The 23667-nt window shown below is 43.3% G+C and carries 12 protein-coding genes and 1 pseudogene; 4 read left to right on the plus strand and 9 right to left on the minus strand.

Annotated features, from left to right (window positions below; translation table 11 throughout):
• Nucleotides 1–30 precede the first annotated feature (30 nt).
• Nucleotides 31–318: pseudogene (locus H8S90_RS03015) on the minus strand (PIN domain-containing protein); the annotation flags it as partial.
• Between the two features lie 74 nt (nucleotides 319–392).
• Nucleotides 393–641, minus strand: a complete 249-nt coding sequence (locus tag H8S90_RS03020) for a DUF6364 family protein (RefSeq protein WP_187341130.1) — start codon at nucleotides 639–641, stop codon at nucleotides 393–395.
• A 370-nt stretch (nucleotides 642–1011) separates the two neighbouring features.
• Here H8S90_RS03020 and H8S90_RS03025 point away from each other — a divergent pair, with 370 nt between their 5' ends.
• Together H8S90_RS03025 and H8S90_RS03030 are read left to right on the plus strand one after the other, a co-directional pair.
• Entirely contained in the window at nucleotides 1012–1248 is a 237-nt protein-coding gene (locus tag H8S90_RS03025) for a hypothetical protein (protein WP_187341131.1), read from the plus strand.
• Nucleotides 1235–1627 carry a type II toxin-antitoxin system VapC family toxin gene (locus H8S90_RS03030; protein WP_187341132.1) on the plus strand — a complete coding sequence of 131 codons (393 nt, stop codon included), beginning with the start codon at nucleotides 1235–1237 and terminating at the stop codon, nucleotides 1625–1627. Before H8S90_RS03025 ends, H8S90_RS03030 begins: the two co-directional genes overlap by 14 nt.
• Nucleotides 1628–1756: 129 nt before the next feature.
• Here the strand turns inward: H8S90_RS03030 and H8S90_RS03035 are convergent, their stop codons facing one another.
• From H8S90_RS03035 to H8S90_RS03045, 3 genes are all read right to left on the minus strand, one after another.
• Nucleotides 1757–3400 carry a RagB/SusD family nutrient uptake outer membrane protein gene (locus H8S90_RS03035; protein WP_187341133.1) on the minus strand — a complete coding sequence of 548 codons (1644 nt, stop codon included), beginning with the start codon at nucleotides 3398–3400 and terminating at the stop codon, nucleotides 1757–1759.
• 152 nt (nucleotides 3401–3552) lie between these two features.
• Nucleotides 3553–6537 (minus strand): TonB-dependent receptor, encoded by a 2985-nt coding sequence (locus tag H8S90_RS03040; RefSeq protein WP_222852227.1) that lies wholly within the window; start codon nucleotides 6535–6537, stop codon nucleotides 3553–3555.
• A 292-nt stretch (nucleotides 6538–6829) separates the two neighbouring features.
• A complete protein-coding gene (locus tag H8S90_RS03045) occupies nucleotides 6830–9985 on the minus strand; it encodes a glycoside hydrolase family 2 TIM barrel-domain containing protein (protein WP_187341134.1) in 3156 nt (1051 codons plus the stop codon).
• A gap of 293 nt (nucleotides 9986–10278) precedes the next feature.
• On the opposite strand from H8S90_RS03045, the gene H8S90_RS03050 reads away from it, so the two are divergent.
• Together H8S90_RS03050 and H8S90_RS03055 are read left to right on the plus strand one after the other, a co-directional pair.
• Nucleotides 10279–13467 (plus strand): TonB-dependent receptor, encoded by a 3189-nt coding sequence (locus tag H8S90_RS03050; RefSeq protein ID WP_187341135.1) that lies wholly within the window; start codon nucleotides 10279–10281, stop codon nucleotides 13465–13467.
• Nucleotides 13468–13491: 24 nt separating this feature from the next.
• The gene (locus H8S90_RS03055) at nucleotides 13492–15153 is read left to right on the plus strand and encodes a RagB/SusD family nutrient uptake outer membrane protein (RefSeq protein WP_187341136.1); all 1662 of its coding nucleotides are present in this window, start codon (nucleotides 13492–13494) and stop codon (nucleotides 15151–15153) included.
• A gap of 95 nt (nucleotides 15154–15248) precedes the next feature.
• On the opposite strand, the gene H8S90_RS03060 is transcribed toward H8S90_RS03055, so the two are convergent.
• The 4 genes from H8S90_RS03060 to H8S90_RS03075 form a co-directional block, all read right to left on the minus strand.
• Nucleotides 15249–17636: a glycoside hydrolase N-terminal domain-containing protein gene (locus tag H8S90_RS03060; RefSeq protein WP_255501782.1), complete on the minus strand. Its 2388-nt coding sequence runs from the start codon at nucleotides 17634–17636 to the stop codon at nucleotides 15249–15251.
• 95 nt (nucleotides 17637–17731) lie between these two features.
• On the minus strand, nucleotides 17732–18712 hold the full coding sequence (locus H8S90_RS03065; RefSeq protein ID WP_187341137.1) for a Gfo/Idh/MocA family protein: 981 nt from the start codon (nucleotides 18710–18712) through the stop codon (nucleotides 17732–17734).
• 5 nt (nucleotides 18713–18717) lie between these two features.
• Nucleotides 18718–21183 carry a glycoside hydrolase N-terminal domain-containing protein gene (locus tag H8S90_RS03070; protein WP_187341138.1) on the minus strand — a complete coding sequence of 822 codons (2466 nt, stop codon included), beginning with the start codon at nucleotides 21181–21183 and terminating at the stop codon, nucleotides 18718–18720.
• A gap of 190 nt (nucleotides 21184–21373) precedes the next feature.
• The gene (locus tag H8S90_RS03075; RefSeq protein WP_187341139.1) at nucleotides 21374–23560 is read right to left on the minus strand and encodes an alpha-galactosidase; all 2187 of its coding nucleotides are present in this window, start codon (nucleotides 23558–23560) and stop codon (nucleotides 21374–21376) included.
• Nucleotides 23561–23667: the final 107 nt, after the last annotated feature.

The following is a 23667-nucleotide window of genomic DNA, read 5'->3' on the forward strand; positions in this document are numbered from 1 at the left end:
CAGGAACGATACACAGGGCAATGCAAGTTGTTATGAATGATAAGCTTTTAAATACTGTGCTGCGGTCATAACCGGCAGGCTAGATTTTTTATAATCTTTAATATTTCTGGTGATGATGAACTGGCATTTGTAGGCAAAAGCTATTGCATGTTGTACAGCATCTTCGATGTCTGCAAAACCTGATTGCAAAGCAGATGCTATCGCACTCTTTGTTGTATCTGCAACAGTAAGGTTACGCTGCAGTAAGTTAACGGATTTTTTAGCCGCTGTTTTATCAACGAATTTTTGCGTAACGTAATGTATATTGAGCAAGCTGTGGGCTGAAACAACAAAAGGGTTCTCTCAGCAAGATAGCATCCAGCAAAATATCTAAATCAATGAATAATATCATTTTACTTATACTTATTGATCAGATAATTGTGATAGGCTTCTTTATAATCAAAATCCGCTATAGGCTTCTTTACTGCTGCCAATTCCCTTACCCAAGGAGAAACCTCCGCATCTGGAACTTTATCTTCCGATAAAGACGCTAAATAATGCTCAACGATCTTCGATAAACTGGTATGATGTGCTTTGGCATAAGCCTTCGCATTGTTGATAACCCTGTCCCGAATATTTAACGTTAGCTTTGTATTGGCCATAAGAAAATATTTTACGTATGAAAATAATAAAAACTTACGTGTATTACAAAAAGCAACAGACAATATGACATCGAGACTCCCCGTAACTGCACTTGACTGACTTTATTTAACTAACGATTACCGCGTCAGCTACGAATTTCTGAGGTAAATGGCCATCGATTCCTTCGGGACCTGTTCGAGACTGTTCTTCGGGTCGGCTTAGAATCGCAGTCGAAGAGTTCCCGAAGCGGAGTCGAAGCCGACCCAAACAAGTGTCGAGGAATTCCCGAAGCAGGGTCAAACAAAAGTCGAATACTAGTCGATACACCTAGTATAGCTATAAGTCAGGAAAAATAGGTATCTTTGGTTTAAAGAACTAAAGGAGGTAGATATGATATCGGAAACCCGAAAATTACATCTGATTGAAGAGGTGTTAAAAATCAAAAGTGAGTCCACATTGGCTGCTCTGGAAGATTTTCTTAAGAAGGCTAAAATAAAGGAGCGCAAAAACAAAAAAACACTGATGTTCCAAGAGTTTTCTGGAATCTGGAGCAAAGAAGAGGCAGACGAAATTGAAAGGGCAATCGAAGAATCTTGCGAAACGATAAATCCTGATGATTGGAAATAAGATTATTCTCGACACAAATATCATAATCGACTTATTTCGTGGGAATTCGCAGATTCTAAACCTTCTTGACACGCTAGAAAGGATTGATTTGCCGTATGTTGTACTTGCGGAATTATTGCTTGGCGCTTATCGATCCTCAAATCGTGAGAAACATTTATCACAAATTAAAGGTTTTCTGAAAAAATGCAAGATCATACATTCTGATACAGACACAGCGAATATTTACGCGTTAATAAAAACTGAATTACTGAAAAAAGGAAAACCTATTCCGGAAAATGACATTTGGATCGCAGCGATTGCCCAACGTCATAATTTAACCTTGGTAACCAGAGACAAACACTTCAAAGAAGTTTCTGGAATAAAAGTTAAAACCTGGTAAATTCTTTTTTGGAAGCATTATATCTGATTAACAAATTTTTATGTGCACTTCCTCATATTGACTGCATTCAAAAATATAATATATCGCTTCCGAACGCCAATAAAGTGTACGGAAGCGACTAGTAATAGCCTACGGATTCTGCTCCAACCCCTCCTGTAACAATAACTGCGCCTCAGGTATAAACTCTATAATAGCTCTATTATCCGGTGCTACCTCTGTAATGGGGTTATTTCCCAATAGGTGTGCTCCGGGATAACTTCTGTCCATGGTTTGGTCATTCCGGAAAACATCCATTTTACGATGCCCTTCATAAGCAAGTTCCAGCCTACGCTCGTCGAGCACTGCTTCTAGTACTGTCTTTCCCTGAAGGTTACTTTCACTGTAAAGTCCTTCGGCAGGAATACCAGCTCGCTCCCGAATAAGGTTTATATCTGCCAAGGCTTGTCCATTATTTCCCAAGTTGGCATGTGCTTCCGCACGATTTAGATACATCTCTGCCAATCGCGATACAACGGGCGACCACAGGTGTGCTTGCCCTTCCTGTCCGGAACACTTAAGTACATAATATTTAGGAAACCCGTTACGCACGTCCAATTCCCGATCAATTAATACGCGTTTACTACCTTCGGCCGTTTCAATAAAATAATGGTAGCCCCCATGACCATCGGCCTCTTTCGTTAATGTTATTTGTTGTCCGTTTTCTGTATAGGAATAATCATCGCCATCCTGTACCACTTCCTTCCATTGATAAATGGATGAATTGTCTACATATATGGCCCAGTTCACGTCTTCATTTAACACCACCGGTTCAATGAAATCATTGCGTACATCCTCCGGGTATTCTCTGATGAGCTCCAGGTAACTTCTCGAAGCGTACATTTCGCCCCAGCCCGAGCCCAAAAAGTTGGCATAAAATGACCCCACGGTATACCAGCCATTATCTGGATAGTCTACATTTGGAATTAGCTTTACAGCAAATATCGTTTCATCGTTATCTTCCGGTTTAAATGTAGGATACGCGGCCAACCTGTCTGTTGCCAATAGGGCAAATTTTCCAGAGTTAATGACCATATCCGTGTACTCTATTACTTGCTGGTACTGCTCCCTGTACAGATACAATCTCGACAACAGTGCCCAACAGGCTTCTTTTGACGCAAAGGTATTATCCTTCTCAGCAGTAAAAAGGGTAATTGCCTTTTGTAAATCGGCTTCCACTTGGTCATAAACCTCTCCTACACTCGATCTAAGGGGATGGTTGTTTTGATCTGCATCTAACTTCAATGGCACACCTAAATTGTCGGGACCTTGATTATAAGGCCTTCCAAAAATATCCACCAACTGAAAATGCATCAAAGCCCTTAGGTAGTAATTTTCCGCTAAAAACTGATCATTAACGGGAGATTCACCTTCGGTAATTGCTTCAATCACTTTGTTTGCCCCAACAATTATCTCGTATGATTTTGTCCAATAGGTTGTTGTTCTAGAACTATTAGGTACGCGCTGATAGTTATAGGAAAAAAACAGGGGATCTGAAGTCGTTCCACTGACCGACATGTTATCTCCCGGAAATTCGTGGAGAATATGCCATTCGGTCACCCACGTTTTCATCCGATGATAGTTGCCCAATGTTGCGGCCTCTAAACCTGTTTCTGAACTATTTAAATCATCGCCCTTAATAGAATCATAAGGCGATTTATCCACGCTACAAGCGTTTATAACTACCGTTATTACAACGAGCAGTAACAGTTTATTGATATTTATTTTATGTATCATGATTTTTTTTTAATCGCGATTATCTGATTAATTCATTACTTTCTTTTTTCATCAATCTTCCATATTCAAAGGCATTCAAGCTTTCCCTAACGGGAAGGTTTGCCACTTAGTCATTATATGCGATAGCCATCTTTATATTAAATCCCTTTTTCTTACAAAGAAACGTTTACGCCAAATGTAAATCTCCTAGGTAAAGGATAAGGTGACGCGTTATCACTTGCCCCTCGAAAGTCCGTTGTATTCTCTGGATTGTCCGCGGGGAATAACATCGAGCCGTTGATAGCAGCTTCCGGGTCCAGGCCCGAATAGTTGGTGATGGTAAAAAGATTATCTATGGAAACATAAGCATCTAATCCTTTCAATCGCAACGCCTTTATGATTCTTTCAGGGAAACGGTAACCTGCCGTGATATTTCGCAGTCTTAAGAAGCTTGCGTCTTCAATGTACCGGGAAGAAACCCTGTGCGAATTCAGGTTGCCACCGTACACCAATTGCGGATGTGTGGCATTCGGGTTATCGGGTGTCCATCTAGACCAGCCATCCTTCAATACCATTTGGTTATAAGTTGGATATGCCCCGTCACTATCGAACAAATCGCGACCTTCATTATAAACCATTGCTCCTTTAGAGTAAGAGAAATTAGCATTTAGGAATACATTCTTGTAATTTACAGCTGTCCCGAATCCTCCATAAAAATCAGGTGTTGAGGTACCTACCTGCTGCAACGTGGCCTGATCGTAAGACCCGGTAATGTTGGCCTCACCGGTTTCCGGGTTAACCATTTCCCATTGCGGTGTACCGTCTTCCGGGTTTACTCCCATCCATTTACGCATATACCAGGTATCAATGTCGCTACCTATTTCGACGATACGGTTGCCTGATATTTGGCGACGACCATCATACAGTTCGGTAATTCTATTGACATTCCGACCAATGTTCATATCTACGCGCCAGCTGAAATCGGCACTTTTGAAAATATCGGTCCCCAAGCTGAACTCTATACCTCGGTTCCTTACCGCACCTATATTATCCCAATAACCACTAAACCCTGAAACTGCAGGTAAAGGCACAAAATGCAATAGTCCACTCGTATTTTTGCTATACACTTCAAGCACTCCTTCTAAGCGTTGAAACAATCCGAATTCCAAACCTACATTGGTATCAAAGGTACGCTCCCAGGTAAGTTCATCGTTGCCTAATTGGCTAGGAAATGCTGCGGGTAATCCATTATACTGTGCTGCCAGTGAATACAGTTCATACTGTGGATATAACGACTGCGGTGTATTTCCTACGCTACCATGAGCGGCTTTTATACGGAAATAATCCACCTTATCTACATCGAAGAAGCTTTCATTATGGATATTCCATGAACCACTGACGGCATAGAAATTACCATATTTATGCTTTTCTCCAAAACGGGATGCACCGTCCCTTCTGAAAGAAACCTGCAAGTTGTAACGGTTATCATATCCATAATTTGCATTGAAGAGAAACGACTGGAAGGCATAGTCGAATTTTGTGCCTTCAATATTCATTGCCTCAGACGCGGCATTGATTGTGGTAGCACCGGCCACAATACCTCTACCGGTAGCACTCACATCATTATATTGATAATCATTAAATTCATAGGCAGCAAGGGCATTGATGCTATGCTTGCCAAAACTATTCTGATAACTCAGCATTTGGTTGGTAAAGCGGGTAGTACGCTTCGAAATCACGTTATTGATACGTCCTTTATCAGCCAAGCCTGCATTTGATCTCGGATCGGTATACCCTAAAGACTCTGCATTGATATAGGTAATGTTATTTGTCGAAATAAAAGATAAGTTATCGGTAATATCATATTGAAAGTCGATATTCGCCAAACCGTTAAAATTTGATCCTTTGGTATAATTCCATTGGAGATCATATAAATAATTATTTCGATCACGTCCGTACCAAGTCACCCCCGCCTCTTGTGCATTAACCACACTACCATCATCATTATAAGGTTTATCCCAAGGCATGTACCGGAACATATCATATAAAGAATGTTGCCTGTCGTCTGTTGCCGTATAGGTAGCCATTATTTTAGGTTTGATGGTAAGCCGTTTGCTAACCTGATAATCCACATTCATTCTACCCGAAAAACGCTCGAAACTATATCCTTTCACCGAACCCTCTTCCTTGAAATAATTGCCTGCTGCATAAATTTTCGCCTTTTCGGTAGACCCCATATAAGATAGGTTATAGTCCTGATTCAAGCCATGTTGTGAACTCAGGTCTACCCAATCAGTATTGGTATTCAACAAATCTGGTGTATAGTATGACGGAATAGATCCCTGATTGGCAAACTGTCCATAATAATCGTACAACTCTTGGGAGTCCATCAATTTAAAGCCTCCCATATTTAGTACTGAGATTCCTGTTTTAGCATTCGCGTTAATCGTACTCGTTCCTTCACCTTTTGCAGACTTAGTGGTCACTACCATTACCCCATTAGCTCCCCTTGAGCCGTATAACGCAGCAGCAGCAGCATCTTTTAACACCGTCATGGACTCCACATCTTGCGGATTGAGGTTTGGCACACCTTGCCAGATAACACCATCAACTACCCATAGTGGATCTACAGAAGAACGAATAGAGCTTTTACCTCTAATCCTAAGTGTAGGTTGAGCTCCCGGTCTTCCCGTATTGGCCGTTACATCTACACCAGCTACTTTTCCCTGCATCATATTGGCAATATTTGGAGAGGTAATATCATTGAGCTTTTCGCTGCTAACAGTAGCTATAGAACCAGTCAGGTTTTGTCTTTTTTGCGTACCGTAGCCCGTAACCACCACCTCTTCCAGTGCCGAGACATCTTCTGTCAAGGTTATCGTCACCTCTTCCTCATTTTGAACCGAAACTTCCTGGCTTTCAAAACCAATATAAGTAACAAGCAACGTATTGCTATTACCCGATAATTGGATAGAAAAAAGTCCTTCAGCATTGGTCTGTGTTCCGTTGGTAGGCTCTCCTTTTTCTATGACAGATACACCGGGCAATGGTTCTCCTTTGAGGTCGATCACCTTACCTGTAATTTCTCCTTGTTGCGCCATGATCCTGGTAATCCCCAAGAAACAAAGCATCAGCAACAATAATGGTTTGTTCATCATTTGTTTATGTTTTGTTTATATCTATTCGTTTTATTTGTGCATGTATCGAAAGATCTTATCAGATCTGAAACCTAAAAAATTGCTAATCAGCAGTATCTCTATCGCATAATTCTTACAATATTATCGTTCTTCAAGAGCGAATACAAACCATAACCAAACGAAATCGGTTGCGTAATTTTACTGTTACTTCAAAGCAAACACCTCTTTTTAAATGGATTAGTACCAAAGCAAAACAGGGTTAGCGACTAGCAGTTCACCAACCCTGTTATTATGCATGATAAAATGCAACGATCTATTTTAATGGCATAATAAGGTAGTTATAACGATAATCCGTATAGGGCAAGCGATATTCCTCCAACGGCTGTGAGCCCCAACTATCGATTCCCTGCAGACCTATCTGGTTTAGATCCATATGTACGTGTGTTTTGTTCCGCTTTTCAAGTTCACCCGAATGATATTGTTTCTTTTCTACTTCGGGATCCAGGTCGTCTAAAGCATAAGGCAATGCCGAAAAGTTCAACAAGCTATCCGTATAAGCAAACTTTAGCCCTTTTCCTTTATTATCAGTGAAGCTTACCCAGCGTACATCCGCTTTATTGCCACTTTCCTGAGGGCGCGCGTAAGGGAAGTACTGCTCATTAACTTTTTGTTTATACAAGCCTACCAAGGAAGCCGATTTTCGGTCCCAATAATTCTCCCAGGGACCGCGCCCGTAAAACGTTACTTGATCCAAATGTGTGCTCAATTCCAGGTCATTCCCTATACGCATCACTAGTTTATGATCGCCTTTGATAGCCTCAAACGCATTCTCCACTAAGATATTTCCATTAGGGTATATGGTATAAACCTGCGTACTTTTCGCATCCCCGCCGAGGAGTTCTTTGGCTAACGTTACCTTATAAGTACCAGCCTCTTCCCTAACCTCTGCGGCAGTTATCTTCCCTTCTTCATAAGCATTTCGCCAATCCCTTAATTTACGGTTATATCCCGCTCCAATGTCATTATCGGTCGGTGCCCGCCAAAAGGATGGTCGAGGGCCGCTGGTCAAAAGCTCGGCATTTCCCTGCTTATAAGACGTGAGCACTCCGGCCTTCAGGTCAAATAAAATTTCAAAGCCTTTAGCTTTAAACGAAACTTCATCGCCCACCTTATTCATTTCCAAAACTCCTTTCGCGGGCGTAGTCATCTTTGACGGGATAGGATCAGTCAAGGCAAACTGTTCATAAGCCTGTTCATATCCCACATCCAAGAAAGGCTCATTTTCCTTCAACACATAACGAATATTCAGAAAATATTCTTTGCCTTCCTTCAACATCTGCGGTTTTATAGGTAAAGTCAATGAAGTACTGTCGCCAGGCTTTACGGTTAGTGTCGAAATATTACCCGTCTGTACCACCTTTCCATCCTCCTGCAATTCCCAATTCAATTGGAAATTAGAGAGGTCCCGGAAGAAATAGGTGTTTTTAACATTCAGCGTATAATTCCCGTTATAGTAGGTCTTGATATATTGGTGTACTTTTTTTAACTCAACCGCCATGGGCGTTAGTTCTCTATGTGCAGTAACTACCCCTTTGACAGAGAAATTGTTATCACTAAAATCTTCGTTAACCGGACCCTCCAATGGAAAATCACCACCATAAGCCATAATGCGTTTACCATTTTTCAAGGTATCTAAAGCCTGGTCTATCCATTCCCATACGTAGCCACCTTGAAGTGACGGGCTGTTTTCAATAGCTTCCCAATATTCTTTAAAATTCCCGAGACTGTTTCCCATGATATGCGCATACTCGCTCATGACCATGCTTTTCTTCTGCGGTTTTGAAGAAAAATATTTTAAGTAATCAGGCCCCGGATATTGCGGCACCAACATATCGGTATTGTATTCACTACCTGCCCGTTCGTATTGAACAGGGCGAACATCATGTTGCTTCAGCCAATCATAGGCTTCATACATGTTAATGCCGTTGCCTGCTTCGTTACCTAGCGACCAAGCAATTACTGACGGGTAATTCTTGTCCCGTTCGTACATACGATATATTCTGGAAAGATGCGTTTCACGCCAGGCTGGATCATTGGCAAAAGTATACTCCAGATCGTAATAACGGCCGTGCGATTCAATATTTGCTTCATCAATAACATATAAACCATATTGATCGCAAAGCTCCATCCAATAGGGATCTGGCGGATAATGTGAATGCCGCACAGCATTGACGTTCAGCTTCTTCATCATCTCCATATCTTTGTGCATATCTTCTTTAGTTAGTGTATGACCGGTATGCGCATTGTGCTCGTGCCGGTTAACTCCTTTAAAGAAAACTCTTTTACCATTCACCAATACATCTGCGCCCTTAAGCGCTATACTTCTGAAGCCAACTTTCACCGGCACTACTTCCACCAGGTTTCCGGATTTATCTTTTAGGCTGATATATAAGGTATAGAGATAAGGTATTTCGGCCGACCACTGTTGAACCGACGGTATTTTGGTTTCGAACGTTACCTCCCTTTTATATCTTCCCAACACCGTTTGTACGTCATTGGTCGCATCTTCATAAACTACACTACCCTTAGCATCAAGAAGCTGTACGGCTACAGAAAAGGTGTCAGGTCTACTGGTTAGGGTATTGGTGTCTACTTTATAACTCTGTATCAGTGCCTCCAATTTTAAAGTACCTGTTGTATAATTATCCGTCAATCCTGCCTCTACCTTGAAATCACGCACATCCAACTTAGGCGTAGCATATAAGTAAACATCACGTTCTATACCGGATATCCGCCACATATCCTGGCATTCCAGGTAACTGCCGGCGCTCCATCGATAAACTTGCAGTGCCACGAGGTTTTCACCCGGCTGTACGTATTTGGTAATGTCAAACTCTGCGGCCAGTTTACTATCGGTGCTATACCCTACCTTTTTACCATTTACCCAAATAAAAAAAGCCGATTTTACCGCTCCCAAGTGAATAAACACTTGTTTACCGTCCCAGTCTTCCGGCAAGGTGAATGTTTTTCTGTAGGAGCCCACCGGATTATTCTCTGCCGGTATATCATAAGGAGGATTTAGGTTTGCTCCCATGGTTTTTCTACCGGTAAATTCATAAGGGTGATTCACGTATATCGGTAAGCCATAGCCATTTGTCTCCCAATTGGCCGGCACTTTGAAATCATCCCAGCCGCTATCATCAAAATCGGCATTGAAAAAATCCATTGGCCGTGTGCGCGGATCTTGCACCCAATTAAATTTCCATGAGCCATTTAACGATAAAAAATTTACTGAATTTGTTTTATCATATGTCTTTGCCAACTCCTGATTTTCGAAGGCAAAAGCATGTGCACGCATAGGCATCCTATTTAGGGCTACTACCTCTGGGCTAAGCAGTTCTGAGGGGAGCTCCTGTGCGGTTAACGTGGTTCCGATAAAAAGCGCAAATAGCATTAAAAATTTATTCATTGTATTTGTTTTAGGAGATTATATGTGCTCGCATTTTCATTTTTCGAAAGCCAATCTATCTATAAATTAAGAACATTACAAACCGCAATTACACGCAATCGATTGTGTTTATGAAGTAAAAATAGATCAATCGATTGCGTTTCGAAATCATTTGTGAAAGTGTTCCAATAACCCTAGTTTCATCCGCTCATGTACTAAAAAAACAAACAAAAGGATAACGTGAAAAAGATTTGAGTCAACATTCTTCTACAGTATTTCCCCTAACAATCAAAACATATTTTAACTGATCTATTATGAATGGAAAAATCAACAAAAGGGTGATGGTCCCTTGGTTAACCAGTTTTGCCATAGCCGGTACATTACTTACCGCGCATCAGCAAACTGCTTTAGCATCGAACATGAGGATGCACGAGCAGCTCCAATCAACCCAGCAGACAGAAGTGGAAGTAAGGGGCATAGTAAGCGACGAACAAGGACCGTTACCGGGCCTAACCGTGAGTTTAAAATCCAATCCTAAAATTGGTGTAAGTACAGATGCAGACGGCAGCTATATCATTAAGGTTCCAGCAAACGGCACGCTGGTTTTTCAGATGCTTGGCTATCAAACCCAGGAAATCCCTGTAGCGGGCAATCAAACCATCAGCGTAAACATGGAACCAGATAACACCAATCTGGACGAGGTTGTGGTAGTGGCCTATGGTACGCAGAAAAAGGCCAACTTAACCGGGGCAGTGGCCACCATCAAGAATGAGCAATTAGTTAACAGACCGGTTACGTCTACCCAAAATGCCTTACAGGGTTTAACACCAGGGGTAACCGTATTACAACGACCAGGGGATGTGGGTAGAGCAGACGACGGAACCAGCAACAATACGGGTGGAGTTACCGTTCGCGGAAGGAGTAATCTAGGTACACCGGCACCCATGTATATTATCGACGGTATACCTGCCACGCCTCAGGAGTTTGCTTCGCTAAACCCCAACGACATCGATAACATGTCGATTTTAAAAGATGCCTCTTCGGCGGCCCTTTATGGTTCACGTGCCGCTAATGGGGTAATTGTTGTTACCACCAAAAGAGGAGGAGGAGAACGGCCTACCATCTCCTTCAATGCAAACTATGGCGTACAGCTAGCAACCAAGCTCCCTAACTATACCAATTCGGAGGATTACGCTACTTTATATAATGAGGCAATGCGCAACGCCGGCAGATCCGAACTGTTCAACGCCGATGAAATCCGCATGTTCGGCGATGGTTCTGATCCCGATTTGTATCCCAATACGGATTGGTACAAGGAGGTTATCCGTAACAGTGCGCCGCAGAGTGATGTCAACCTAAATATCAGTGCCCCTGGCAAAGTAACTGATTATTATTTGGGTTTATCCTACTTAAACCAGTCGTCACTCATACCAGATAAAACACAAGATCGTATTGTAGCCAAGTTGAACACCACCAGCAAGCTGTTACCCGACCTCTTAACGGTAGGTACCAACTTCTCCTTCATTAAACAAAATTTCGACAGACAGGGAGCTGATATGAGTTGGACGGAGTTAAATCGCTCGCTACCAACTGCGGTATTACGTCAATCAGATGGCAACTGGGGTTCTATCAATGCCGGTGTAGCAAACGCTGATGTTGCCGGCAGGAACCAGCTGCGTCGACTGCGGGAAGGCGGTAGTGGCTGGGATCGCGACAATTACCTGCAAACAGCAGCAAATGCAACCTTGACTCCGTTAAAAGGACTTTCTATCAATGGATTGGTTTCTTTGAAATATACCAACTCCAATTCGTGGTCCTTTGATGCAGAGATAGCGCCTATTCCTAATTTTATTACCGGTGAGTCCATGACCGCCACCCGCTTCTTTCCCAATGAAATGCAAGAGTATTGGCGTAAAAGGCAGGAGTTATTGGTACAGGGAACGATTGATTACGAAAGGACTTTTGGCAAACATTACGCAAAAGCAACTGTTGGGGCCTCTCAGGAAAGCAATGTTTTCCGAACAGCCTTTTTAGGGCGGAAGAACTTCCCCAATAACGATATGACCACTATTGGCAGTGGCTCCACCAACCCTTCAGACATCAGCTCAGACGATGATGGGCAAGCAAACAGAACGGTGCAGGAAGAGTGGGCGATGCGTTCGGTGTTCGGTCGTATAAATTATACCTTCGCCGATAAATATCTCTTAGAAGGTAATATTCGCGTTGACCATTCATCACGGTTTCGGCCCGACTTACGGGAAGCCGTGTTTCCATCTTTTTCCGCAGGATGGCGTGTTTCGGAAGAAGATTTCATGAAAGATATTGCCTGGTTAGACAACTTGAAACTGCGTGGTTCCTGGGGGTCCCTGGGTAACCAAGATGCGGTCCGTATAGGTAACTACTTTGAATTGATCAATACCGGTTACGCCTATAGCTTTGAAGGTAACCCTTTGGATGGTGCGTGGCAAGGCTTAGGTACCAACCCACTGGCCCTTTGGGAGAAAGTATATATGACTGATATCGGTTTAGATCTAACCTTATTTAAAGGTAAATTGGATATCGTGGCTGATTATTTTGTAAAAAATACGACGGGCATTTTGATGCAAGTCCCTGTATTAGCATCCTATGGGTTTCCAAGTGGGGGTATTCCATATGTAAACGCCGCTGAAACCCGCAACCGTGGGATAGAGTTAATGGTTACCCACAATAATACCATAGGAGACGATTTTCAATACAGCATCAGTGCCAATATCTCCAAGATAAATAATGAGATCATCAATTTAGGCGGTGCACAGGAGCGTTTTAACAGCTACTGGATTGAGCGGGTTGGTGAATCTGTAGGTTCTATTTTTGGTTACCAGGCAGATGGTTTATTTATCGATGAAGCCGATGTAGAAAACCATGCTTTCCAAAGTAATGCTACCCGACCGGGAGATATCAAATACCGTGATCTGAACGGTGACGGTATAATTAATGCAGACGACCGCACGATCATTGGTAATGATGTCCCCTGGTTTAATTATGGGTTCAATTTAGCTGCGGCCTATAAAGGATTCGATTTAAATGTGATCACCTATGGTGTAGCCAATGTAGAAACCTACATTGAAAACGAAGCCGCTTATCCATTTTTCAATGGAGCAGGTATTAAGGAAGAACTCAAAAACCGTTGGACACCGGAAAACCCGGATCCGAACGCAAACTTTCCAAGATTGTTGGTATCTGCCGATGGCCAACAAAATTATGCCGAAGGCAATCGCTCTTCCTTTTGGGCATTTAACGCCTCTTACTTCCGTATTCGAGGCATTACCTTAGGCTATACCTTTGACGAGCAGGTCAGCAAAAAGATCGGCATGTCTAACTTGCGCATTTTCGGAACAGCCAATAATCCATTTACGTTTATGGCCGATAACCGCTTGGCAGATTATGATCCGGAAATGGCTTCAGGAAGAGGTGGCTATCCAGGGATCAAAACCTGGTCGTTCGGTTTAAATGCCCGTTTCTAATATTGAATAATATAAATGCATATCATGATGAATACTAGATCTTCAATATATATCCTTACGGCATTAAGCAGCATCCTGCTGTTTCAAGCCTGCAGTAAAGATTTCTTGGAAAGACCTCCATTAGATCAGGTTTCGCAGGAAACCTTTTGGCAATCAGAAAACGATGTTTACCAAGCCGTTAACGGCGTATACAATCAATTACCTGCAGACGCAATCATTTATGACGATGGGGCGTCTGACAATGCCCATGCACAGTATACCTGGGAAAGTTTTGCTACGGAATTTTCTTCAGGCAATGTAACCACAGCGTTAAGTGGAAGTTGGAACTTTGAAGACATCCGCCGCTGCAATTATTTTCTTGAAAACGCCGATTTAGCGGCCCCCGTGATGGATGAAACATTGCTCAACCGTTTCAAAGCCGAAGTAGGTTTTATCAGGGCTTTCGCCTATCTGCGGCTCATGAATAAATACGGTGATGTACCGCTAATTACCGAGACATTGGAATTAGACGATGTCAATGTACCTCGTAATCCCAGGGCGGAAGTTTTCCAATTTATTGTTGATGAGCTACGTGCTATAGCAGATATACTACCCGAGACCTATGCCGGTGGTCGACCAAATGAGAAAGGTAGAATAACTAAAGGCGCCGCTTTGGCTCTGCTTGCCCGGGCAAACCTTTACGAAGGCCAATGGCAGGAAGCAGCAGATGCCGCGCAGGAAGTTATGGGACTGGGATATACTTTATTCAGCGTAAGCAGTGAAAGTGCGCCCAACCAACGCGATGATTACAGCAACTGGGTAGACTTCAACGGTACGGATGATGAACAAAACTTTAGGCTAGCTCTTCGCAGTTATGAGGGGCTCTTTCATCAGGTAAATGAAGATAACAGTGAAATCATACTTGATAGACAACAAATTCCACAGGTTGATGCCAACTTTTTAAACACCTATCTCCTCCCCGGCAATATGGGCGGATGGAGCTCGGTAACACCTACCCAAAATTTAGTAGATGCTTATGACAATTACCAGACTGGCGATCCGATCACCCCTGTAAGCCGTGAAGACCGTGCAGCATGGTACAGCAGCAATGATCCACGTTTTGCGGATGAATATAAAAACCGTGATCCGCGCTTCTATGCTACCATTATGTTTAATGGCTCACCCTGGAATGCGCTGTCCAATGGGTTCACCTATACCTGGACACCAGGCGCTTCCAATATGACGCAAACGGGTTATAATTTCAGAAAACTGGTGGATCCACGTTTCTATACAGAACAGATTGATAACCATGCCAATGTCATCTTAATTCGTTATGCCGAGGTACTGCTTACTTACGCAGAAGCGAAAAACGAAGTAAGTGGGCCAGATGCAAGTATTTATGACGCACTTGATCAAATACGCGAGCGTGCCGGTATGCCTGCCGTAGATCGTCACACCTATGCTTCGCAGGCAAGTCTCCGTGAATTTATACGTAAGGAACGACGTGTTGAACTGGCACTTGAAGGACAACGGTTTATGGACATTAGGAGATGGCAGATCGCTCCAGATGTTATGACCAACGTATACGACGTAAGAAACACCTTGGCACAAGCTAGAAACTGGACGGATAAGCTCTATCTATTACCCGTTCCTCAGAGTCAAATTGACCTCTCTCAAGGTACTTTGGTGCAAAACGCCGGATACTAAAATTTGCTGGTGCGCAACCATTATTTGTCTTATAACTAAAAAATGCCCGAGTGATGCTTGGGCATTTTTACTATCCATACATACTTAATACGTATTTATTTCCCAGAGAAGTCGTTCGAAGAAAAGACATGTGTTTTCCCTGGCGTAAAATCTACTACCTGTTCGTTTCCCTGATACACAATAGTTTGTGTCCCTTCTTGATCAGCAACTATTTTAGCTTCTTTCAATAGGCCTTTCTCCCAGGCAATAGTTATGGTATAGCCGCCACGAGCCCTTAGTCCTTTTATCTCCCCTTCTTGCCAAGTGTTTGGTAAAGCAGGCAACAGCTCAATGGCGCCAGTGTGCGACTGCATCAACATTTCAGCTACACCTGCAGTTGCTCCCATGTTGCCGTCGAGTTGAAAAGGCGGATGCGCATCGAGCAAGTTAGCATAAGATCCGGCACCATCACCATCGTAGCTTGTTTCTCCAGCCGCATTTTTAGCAGCACCTGCTGGTTTGATGACCATCTTGTATAACTTCAAGGCACGATCACCATCTTTTAAACGTGACCAAAAGTTTACCTTCCAGCCCAACGACCAGCCTGTTGCTTCATCTCCCCTTGCTTCCAAACTTACTTTAGCGGCTTCCGCCAATTCGGGCGTTTTTAAAGGTGAAATCTGTCGGCCCGGGTGCAATGCGAAGAGATGCGACACATGCCGATGTTTATTGTTGGGATCATCCACATCCTCTTTCCATTCCTGTAATTGTCCCCATTTACCAATCTTTGGCGGTAGGATTTTATCCCGAATCAAAGCGGCACTATCGGCAAAAGCTGTGTCGTTTAAAATATTTGCGGCTTCGACACCATTATTCAATATATCCCAGGCAATCTGATGATCCATCGATGCACCTCCTGAAATTCCGCCATGCTCCGGAGAATAGGAAGGGGAAGACACGAGGTAACCCTGCCCATCGGGTGTCAAGTAATCTATCCAAAATAAGGCCGCTTCCTTCATTATTGGATAGGCTTTACGGCTTAGGTACTCCTTATTCTTCCCGTAGGCATAGTGCTCCCAGACATGCTGCGTTAGCCATGCGGCACCCGCTGGAAAAAAACCCCATGGCAATCCCGAATTAACCGCTGTGTAACCATATGCATTATTCATCGTGTTGACTATCCAACCCCGTGTACGGAAGAAGTCCTGCGCACTTTTTTTCCCTGGCTCCACTAAACTTTCTATATAATCAATTAGAGGCTCATGGCATTCGGCAAGATTAGTCACTTCTGCCGGCCAATAAAGCATCTGCTCATTAATATTGGTATGATAGTCTGCCGCCCAGGGCGGATTCACACTGTTATTCCATTTTCCCTGTAAGTGCATAGGCATTGCTCCCGGTCTTGATGCGGCAATCATCAAGTAGCGCCCATACTGAAAATACAATTCCTCTAGACCAACATCTTCTGCCCCTTCAAAAAAGCATTGCTGCCTTTCATTGGTTGCTAACGAAGTGTTCGACTTCCCTGTTAATTTAAAAACCGTCCGATCGAACAAGCGTTTGTAATCTGCAATATGTTCTTTTCTCAAAGCTGTATAATCGTGTTTTACCGCATTGTCCAATCTACTGGCAACCTGCTTCTTAAAATCATTCCCTTTATAATGCGGATAGTCCATCTGATAATCTGTTGCGGCCGTATGAATCAGCGTAAGGTTTTTCGCTTGCTTAACAGACACCTTTCCGTCGGCATAGCTCACCTGCCCATCACTGACCACCTGATAAGCTGTTTCAAAGGCCTGCTTATTATTGGGTACGAAACCTAAAAAGCTATATCGATTATTTTCAAAAGTTTCATTGGTTTTATGCTGTGGGGTATTGTATTGTATGCTATAATCCTCTGCCTTAGAAGATTTGAAGCGATATACCATCACACCCTTGGGATAATTCCCAAAATACGTACGCTGATATCGTGTCTCGCCAATGGCATAACTTACTTCTCCTATCGCATTGGCGATGTCCAGCTCACGATGATAATTAGCGACGGCAGTCTCGCCGTGACCTATCTGTACAAATAGATCCCCCATCGTTTGCTGAGAACCAAAATCACCCCAATCCGTATCGTCGTCCGCCTGCTTCACCGGAGCTAAACCGGTCATATGTTGCTCCACCAGCGTATGCGCTTCTTCCAGCTTTCCCTGATTGATCAATTCCCTCACCTGCGAAAGGTATTTCCACGCCTCCGGCCTGTTCCCATAATTATACTTGGGATTTGCATTCGGTCCACCCGACCAAAGTGAACCCTCCGAAAACTGGAGCTGCTCTTCTTCCACTCCACCAAAAAACATGACGCCCATATAAGCATTTCCAATAGGCAATGCTTCGCGCATCCAATCTTTTGCCGGGGCATCGTACCATAAACGCAAGTCGTTTTGTTGAGTCATTGCTTGCGCAAAACTGAAGCAGATAAAAAAGATAAAAGCAGAAAGTTTATGTCTTAATGGCATTATAATTTAGTTTAGCTACATAGTTAGCATTTTGTTCGAAAACTTCATACAGCAATATTAGCTAAACATGCTGTTATATTAGCTCGGTAAAGTGGTTATCCCGTCCCTGTAAAAACATCCATAACCCGCATGACTTCTACACCTTCTTCCACTGTGCATGGATTATCCCTTTCACCTTGAAAATAGGATACTACAGCTTCAATCATCGGTTGCTGTACATGCTGCAAGCGCTCAAGCGCAAATTGTTGCGGTCCCTCTCCGTTGATCAACGCAATAGGTGTATAATCAAAAAAAGAAAAAACTAACTTACCTTCAGATCCAAAAATTTCGCATCGGTCAATTTCTTCGGCTAAATTAAATGCCCACGTACCGTTAAACAGGACTTGATTTTCAAATAACACCTGTCCGCTCACCATGTCGTCCGCTTTGCTAAGCTTCGATTGGTTCAGCGCAAAGCCACTAGCATGCGCTATATTACCGAAAAGGTGGTAAATAAAATCTATTTGATGTGGTGCCAGATCATGAAATAGGCCGCCTCCGGACTGTTCAGGATCTAAGCGCCATTGCATTTTTGGATCATGTAAGGTGCTTTCGGATAAAGGACGCTTTCCCAACTTAAGGGAAACCAAGCGTGGTGTGCCGATAGCCCCTGCTGCAATAAGCGATTTTACCTTTTTAAAGTACGGCTGTTGCCGCCTGTAATGCGCAACGGATAAACGCCCATCTAAAGTTTTTACCGCCTGTGCCAATTGTAGTGCTTCCGATGTATCCAAGGTCATCGGTTTTTCCAGGTAAACTGCCTTACCGGCCCGCAATGCCATAAGTGCATAAGTTAGATGGGTATTGGGTGGCGTGGCAATGTAAACCGCATCGATTTCGTTATCTGCCAGGAGTGATTTCGCATCCGTATACCATCTGGCTATACCGTGCCTCGCAGCATAGTCCTTTACTTTCGCTTCATTTCGCCGCATAACAGCTACTAAATCCGAATGCTCTACTTTTTTAAAAGCCGGTCCGCTTTTTACTTCCGTAACGTCTCCCGCTCCGATCATGCCCCATTTGATATCTGCTAACATATGCTTTACTTTATAGGCACTAAAGTATACATTTTCCCTTGTTTTGTCTCAAAAGCAAGTTTATTACCTCTTCGCTCTTGTTCGTCTGCACCTAATTCGACCACCTTTAAGGGCATTGGTCCCTCCACCGCACAAGCTCCACCTAAAATTGACATAACTTTAGCTTTTTCAAGTTGTCCTTTTTTCCAACTCAGGTCGATTTCAAAATTTCCTCGCGCTTTTATTCCCTTAATAAATCCATCTTGCCAAGCCGAAGGCAGCCCGGGTAATAACCTGATGACACCGTTGTGGCTCTGCATCAGCATCTCCGTCATACCGGCAGTAGCTCCAAAGTTTCCATCAATCTGAAAAGGCGGATGCGCGTCAAAAAGATTGGGATAGGCGCCTCCTCCACCCATCGTAGTAACGTTTTGATCATTCGGATGAATATAGGTGAAAGCCTTGTTAAGAATTTTATAAGCATGCTCACCATCCCTTAACCGTGCCCACCAATTTATTTTCCAAGCCATACTCCAACCCGTGCTCACATCTCCACGATGTATCAGCGTTTGTTTAGCCGCTGCCGCTAAATCTATTGTTGTCACAGGATCGATCTGTGTTCCCGGGAATAAGCCAAACAAATGAGAGATATGCCGATGGTCATCTTTCGGATCATCCACATCATTGAACCACTCCTGAATTTGGCCGTGCCGGCCGATGTGATAGGGATACAATTTGCCCAAGGCCTCTTTTACCTGTATACGGAAGGCCTCATCCTCCAGCAAAATTTCCGAAGCTTTCACCACCGCTTCAAACAGTTCGCGAATGATAGCCATATCCATGGTGGTTGCTTTACTGATATGATATCGTTCGCCACTTGCGGTAAACAGGTTCTCAGGAGAAGTCGATGGCGCGGTAACAAGGTACCCTGATTTAGGATCCTCAACCAGCCAATGGAGCATGAAAGCTGCAGCTCCCTTCATCAGGGGATACCCTTTTTCCTTCAAAAATTTTCTGTCCTGCGTATATTGAAAATGTTCCCAGAGATGTGTGCTTAACCATGCCCCGCCCATATGCCAGCAAAATGCCCCCGGCAGGTAGGTCTTATCCTGATCGTAAGCCCCTACCGGTGATGTCTTGGCCCACAGGTCTGAATTGTGATGCGCTAGCCACCCTTCCTGGATACCATAATTTATTTTAGCTGTTTTTGCACCGTTAACTGCAAGCTCGGAAATAAAATCAAACAGCGGTTGATGGCATTCGGAGAGATTGGTATTCTCCGCTGGCCAATAGTTCATCTCCGTATTGATATTGATGGTATAATTACTTCCCCAGGGTGGTTGTACATGATCATTCCAAAGTCCTTGCAGGTTAGTTGGTCTGCTCCCCGGTCTGGAACTGGAAATCATCAAATATCTCCCAAATTGGTAATACAAGGTTTGTAGCCCTAGATCCGACTGATCTTCGGCAAACTGTTTCAAACGGATGTTTGTAGGTAAATGAGAAAAACCTTTCCCCACTAAATGGAAGGACACCCGCTTGAATAATTGCTGATAATCGGTAACATGCTCCTTAAATAGTCGATCGTATCCCTTTTTTGCTGCTTCGGAAAGGCGATGATACACCTCAACCGCAGGATCTTTGCCTTCCTGTAGGGGCGACTTATCAAAACCATTAAAACTGGTAGCCTCTGTTAAAAAAAACGTCACTTCATCAGCCGCTTCAATATGGAGCGTAGAATCCTCCGCTCTTACCGCACCCCCCTTATTATCAACCCCTAAGGCTACCTCAAACCGCATCCCTTCATGCTCATCATAAAGCACTTGTTCTGGAAAATAATCGCGCGCAGACACATATTTAGGAGCTTTACCCTTCATGACGAGCTTATTTGCCTCCGCTTTGGTATCATACCGCAGCTTGCTTGTAAGGCCTGCGACAAGATTTATTTTTCCCCTTTTATCCGCCTTAATATTCACCACCATTACTTTGGAAGGATGATTGATAAAAGTCGTTCGCGTATATTTCACGCCGTCAACAGCATAAGTAACAGCTGCGTTGGCCGTTTGGAGGTCTAAATCCCTGCGATAATCCATCACTTCGTTATCATTCAAACCAAAATCCAACCAAAGATCACCCAATGGTAAATAACGTGCAGAATAAGGTCCCTGCATTTTTCGCCAGGTCGCTTCAGCTCCCGCGTAATCGTCTTTGAAAAGCTGTTCCCTTAATGAAGGTAGCAGTGCGGCAGCTTCTGGATTATTGCCATCTTCTGGGTAGCCCGACCATAAGGTATGATCATTTAATTGATAACGTTCTTTTGTAACACCCCCAAAAACCATGGCCCCGGTTTGGCCATTACCAAGTGGCAATGCCTCTTCCCATACGGATGCTGGCTTATCATACCATAAAACCAATTGCTCATCCATAATCGCCTGCCCCGCTCCCACCAAAGGGAAACCACACAGTATGATGAAAAAAAAGCTATACCTCATAAATATTGATCAGTCATATAAGTGAATACTATTTCATTACATAGATACGCAAATGCAATTAATGCTCATTCAACTTAATTCGCATACTCATCAGTAATATTGGCAATGGCAAATTCTTATTATTGCTGTACACAAAATATTCTAACACAGACGAAAGCTTTTTCTATAAAAATTTTCGGGGATGGAAACCTTATTCCACTGCCAACCAGGAATATCCTTCGGCCGGGATTTCCACTTCCAGCTCCACATGGTAACTTCGATCCAACTCATAGTTTTTCGTTGCTTCTCCCTCTTGGCTGATCTTAACATTTTCTTCCGCTCCCGTATAGTATAAGGGCAACTTTATTTTCCTTTTAATCGCTTCCTTTAAGGGATTATAAAGCATCGCTAATCCCTTTATTTCGCCGTTCGGGTTTACGTGAAAAATGCCATCCCAATCTCTACCGTCTGCGCGCCTCAGATGAATGATATCCGCATTTAATATTTCCCGGTACTGCTTATACCAATTGATTACTTCGACTACGGTTTCTTTGGTTTCTTCGGTATCATACAAGCGAGGGCCCCGGTAACAGGCTTGTATCCCCGCACCATAATATTGCATCATCAATTGTTTATAATCGTCCAGATGATCTGCTAAAGGTTCTAAAACCGCTTCCGGGCCGCCACCATGGTAGGCCGTCAAGGGCACAAAGCCCCAACCCATAGCCGGTGTCTGTTCCCATGTCCCATCATATATATTTTGCCTATTTAATAGCTGCTGATTTTCACGCGGCAGCGCAAAGTTCACCTCCCTATATCCCAATGCTATCTTGTTCGATCCATCGAGGAAATACCAGTCGGGCGCATTAATATAAACGCCCCTTTCGTTTAACCAGTGATACAGATCCTTCTGCATGGCAAGCTGTTTCCACTGACTGTCGTCAAGCCCTTGATGGCCGGGGTGTGTAGTAGAGGCACATTGATCTCCCGGATATGGTCCGTCATTTTCCCAGATATCGAACCCTGTTTTTTTGAAGAATGTTTTGATTTTCTGACTATAAGCTATCCCCCACTCACTGCCAAAACAAGGTGCATTATCAAAGAACGCACCTCCGGTTTTACCTGTCTTTGGATTAATCACATCATGCTTTTCACTGATTTTCCGGGAGCTGAATAACGAATATCCCCCAATCTTCACGCCTTGTTGATGCGCATAATCGGCCAGGTTTCTCCATCGAGCTATATTTTCAGCCGTAGTGTCCTCCATATCAATATGACTTCCAAAACTTAATATCACAGCCTCATAACCCGTTTGGGCACATTGATCGACAGCTGTTTTCACCTGTTCATCGTTCTTGCTTACCAAGTGCATAAATATCGGATTGGCAGTCGTCCATGGCGCAATAGTACGATACATTTTGCGGATAGCCAGGCCCCTTCTTTCCCGATCATAACTATCCATCAATAATTCCCAGGTTCGTATCGAAGTTAATTGCTCTTCGGCAACAAGCTCTACACCCACGCCTTTTTCCGGATAGATCTCCAATAAGGCAGGGGTATTCAGATCATAGTTCACTTGAGAAGTATAGGTAGTATCTCTTTTCCAATGCGTAGTTTGATCACTCAGATGATAGCGCATGGCATTATTAAAGGCAAAATTGCTTTCTACGTAAATGCCGTGCTGCTTATACATGTCCTGCACATCGCCCACTACGGCACTTTCCTCCTCTACTACCGCCAGTTGTTCGTGAATAATCTGGTTAATCTTTATCGATGCCCCGGTCTGATTATCCACTGTTATCCATTTCGATAGCAACGGCAAACCATCATAGATAGCATAATGCACCTTTACTTTCAAGCCTGGTAATAATGCCTTCGGAGCGCTGTACTCGAAAACCACTTCCTTCCCTTTCGCTGCCTGCGTATTTGTTGCCCACCATTTATCAGCCTTCCAGGGAAGTAAAGGCTTTAGATCAGCTATTTTATAATCCTCAAACTTAAAACTATTCGTATTTGCCGTGAGCTCATCTAACCACTCGGGTAAGAAATACGCATTTTCCTTTTGTCCGTTCAGTCCACCGATATCATACCATTCTCCGTTGATCTGTATCCTAGCTTCAGGTTTTACGGCTCTGATAAGCTGCTGTCCTGTAACCATGTTCGTGTAATCATAGCAAACCACATTTGGAGCCAAGCGAAACACCCGCTTTAATAAGCCATTTTGGATGATTAGATCTTTGTTATCGGCACTTTTTACTGCAGTTGATTTATGGTCTGACAACGAGAGCAGCCAATCACTATCTGAAATAATCTCTCTTTTCTTTCCCTCGCTGACTTCATAGGTGCATATGCCTACTGTTAAAAACAATATACTAAATAAAATATTCTTATGCTTCATCACTAGTGGTTTATTAATTCATGCAGGCGTTTAGCATTATTCATGACTTAGACGGATGCATCGAAATTGATTCAGCAACATATTTACGCATAAGTATTTAAATATTA

The organism is Olivibacter sp. SDN3, from assembly GCF_014334135.1.
Classification (GTDB): Bacteria; Bacteroidota; Bacteroidia; order Sphingobacteriales; family Sphingobacteriaceae; genus Olivibacter.

What these genes read in the sequence shown, in the direction of transcription:
- H8S90_RS03030 (WP_187341132.1), top strand. Translation starts at nt 1,235, where the DNA reads ATGATTGGAAATAAGATTATTCTCGACACAAATATCATAATCGACTTA.
- H8S90_RS03065 (WP_187341137.1), bottom strand. Translation starts at nt 18,712, where the DNA reads ATGTTAGCAGATATCAAATGGGGCATGATCGGAGCGGGAGACGTTACG.
- H8S90_RS03070 (WP_187341138.1), bottom strand. Translation starts at nt 21,183, where the DNA reads ATGAGGTATAGCTTTTTTTTCATCATACTGTGTGGTTTCCCTTTGGTG.
- H8S90_RS03055 (WP_187341136.1), top strand. Translation starts at nt 13,492, where the DNA reads ATGATGAATACTAGATCTTCAATATATATCCTTACGGCATTAAGCAGC.
- H8S90_RS03060 (WP_255501782.1), bottom strand. Translation starts at nt 17,636, where the DNA reads ATGCCATTAAGACATAAACTTTCTGCTTTTATCTTTTTTATCTGCTTC.
- H8S90_RS03020 (WP_187341130.1), bottom strand. Translation starts at nt 641, where the DNA reads ATGGCCAATACAAAGCTAACGTTAAATATTCGGGACAGGGTTATCAAC.
- H8S90_RS03045 (WP_187341134.1), bottom strand. Translation starts at nt 9,985, where the DNA reads ATGAATAAATTTTTAATGCTATTTGCGCTTTTTATCGGAACCACGTTA.
- H8S90_RS03025 (WP_187341131.1), top strand. Translation starts at nt 1,012, where the DNA reads ATGATATCGGAAACCCGAAAATTACATCTGATTGAAGAGGTGTTAAAA.
- H8S90_RS03035 (WP_187341133.1), bottom strand. Translation starts at nt 3,400, where the DNA reads ATGATACATAAAATAAATATCAATAAACTGTTACTGCTCGTTGTAATA.
- H8S90_RS03075 (WP_187341139.1), bottom strand. Translation starts at nt 23,560, where the DNA reads ATGAAGCATAAGAATATTTTATTTAGTATATTGTTTTTAACAGTAGGC.
- H8S90_RS03040 (WP_222852227.1), bottom strand. Translation starts at nt 6,537, where the DNA reads ATGATGAACAAACCATTATTGTTGCTGATGCTTTGTTTCTTGGGGATT.
- H8S90_RS03050 (WP_187341135.1), top strand. Translation starts at nt 10,279, where the DNA reads ATGAATGGAAAAATCAACAAAAGGGTGATGGTCCCTTGGTTAACCAGT.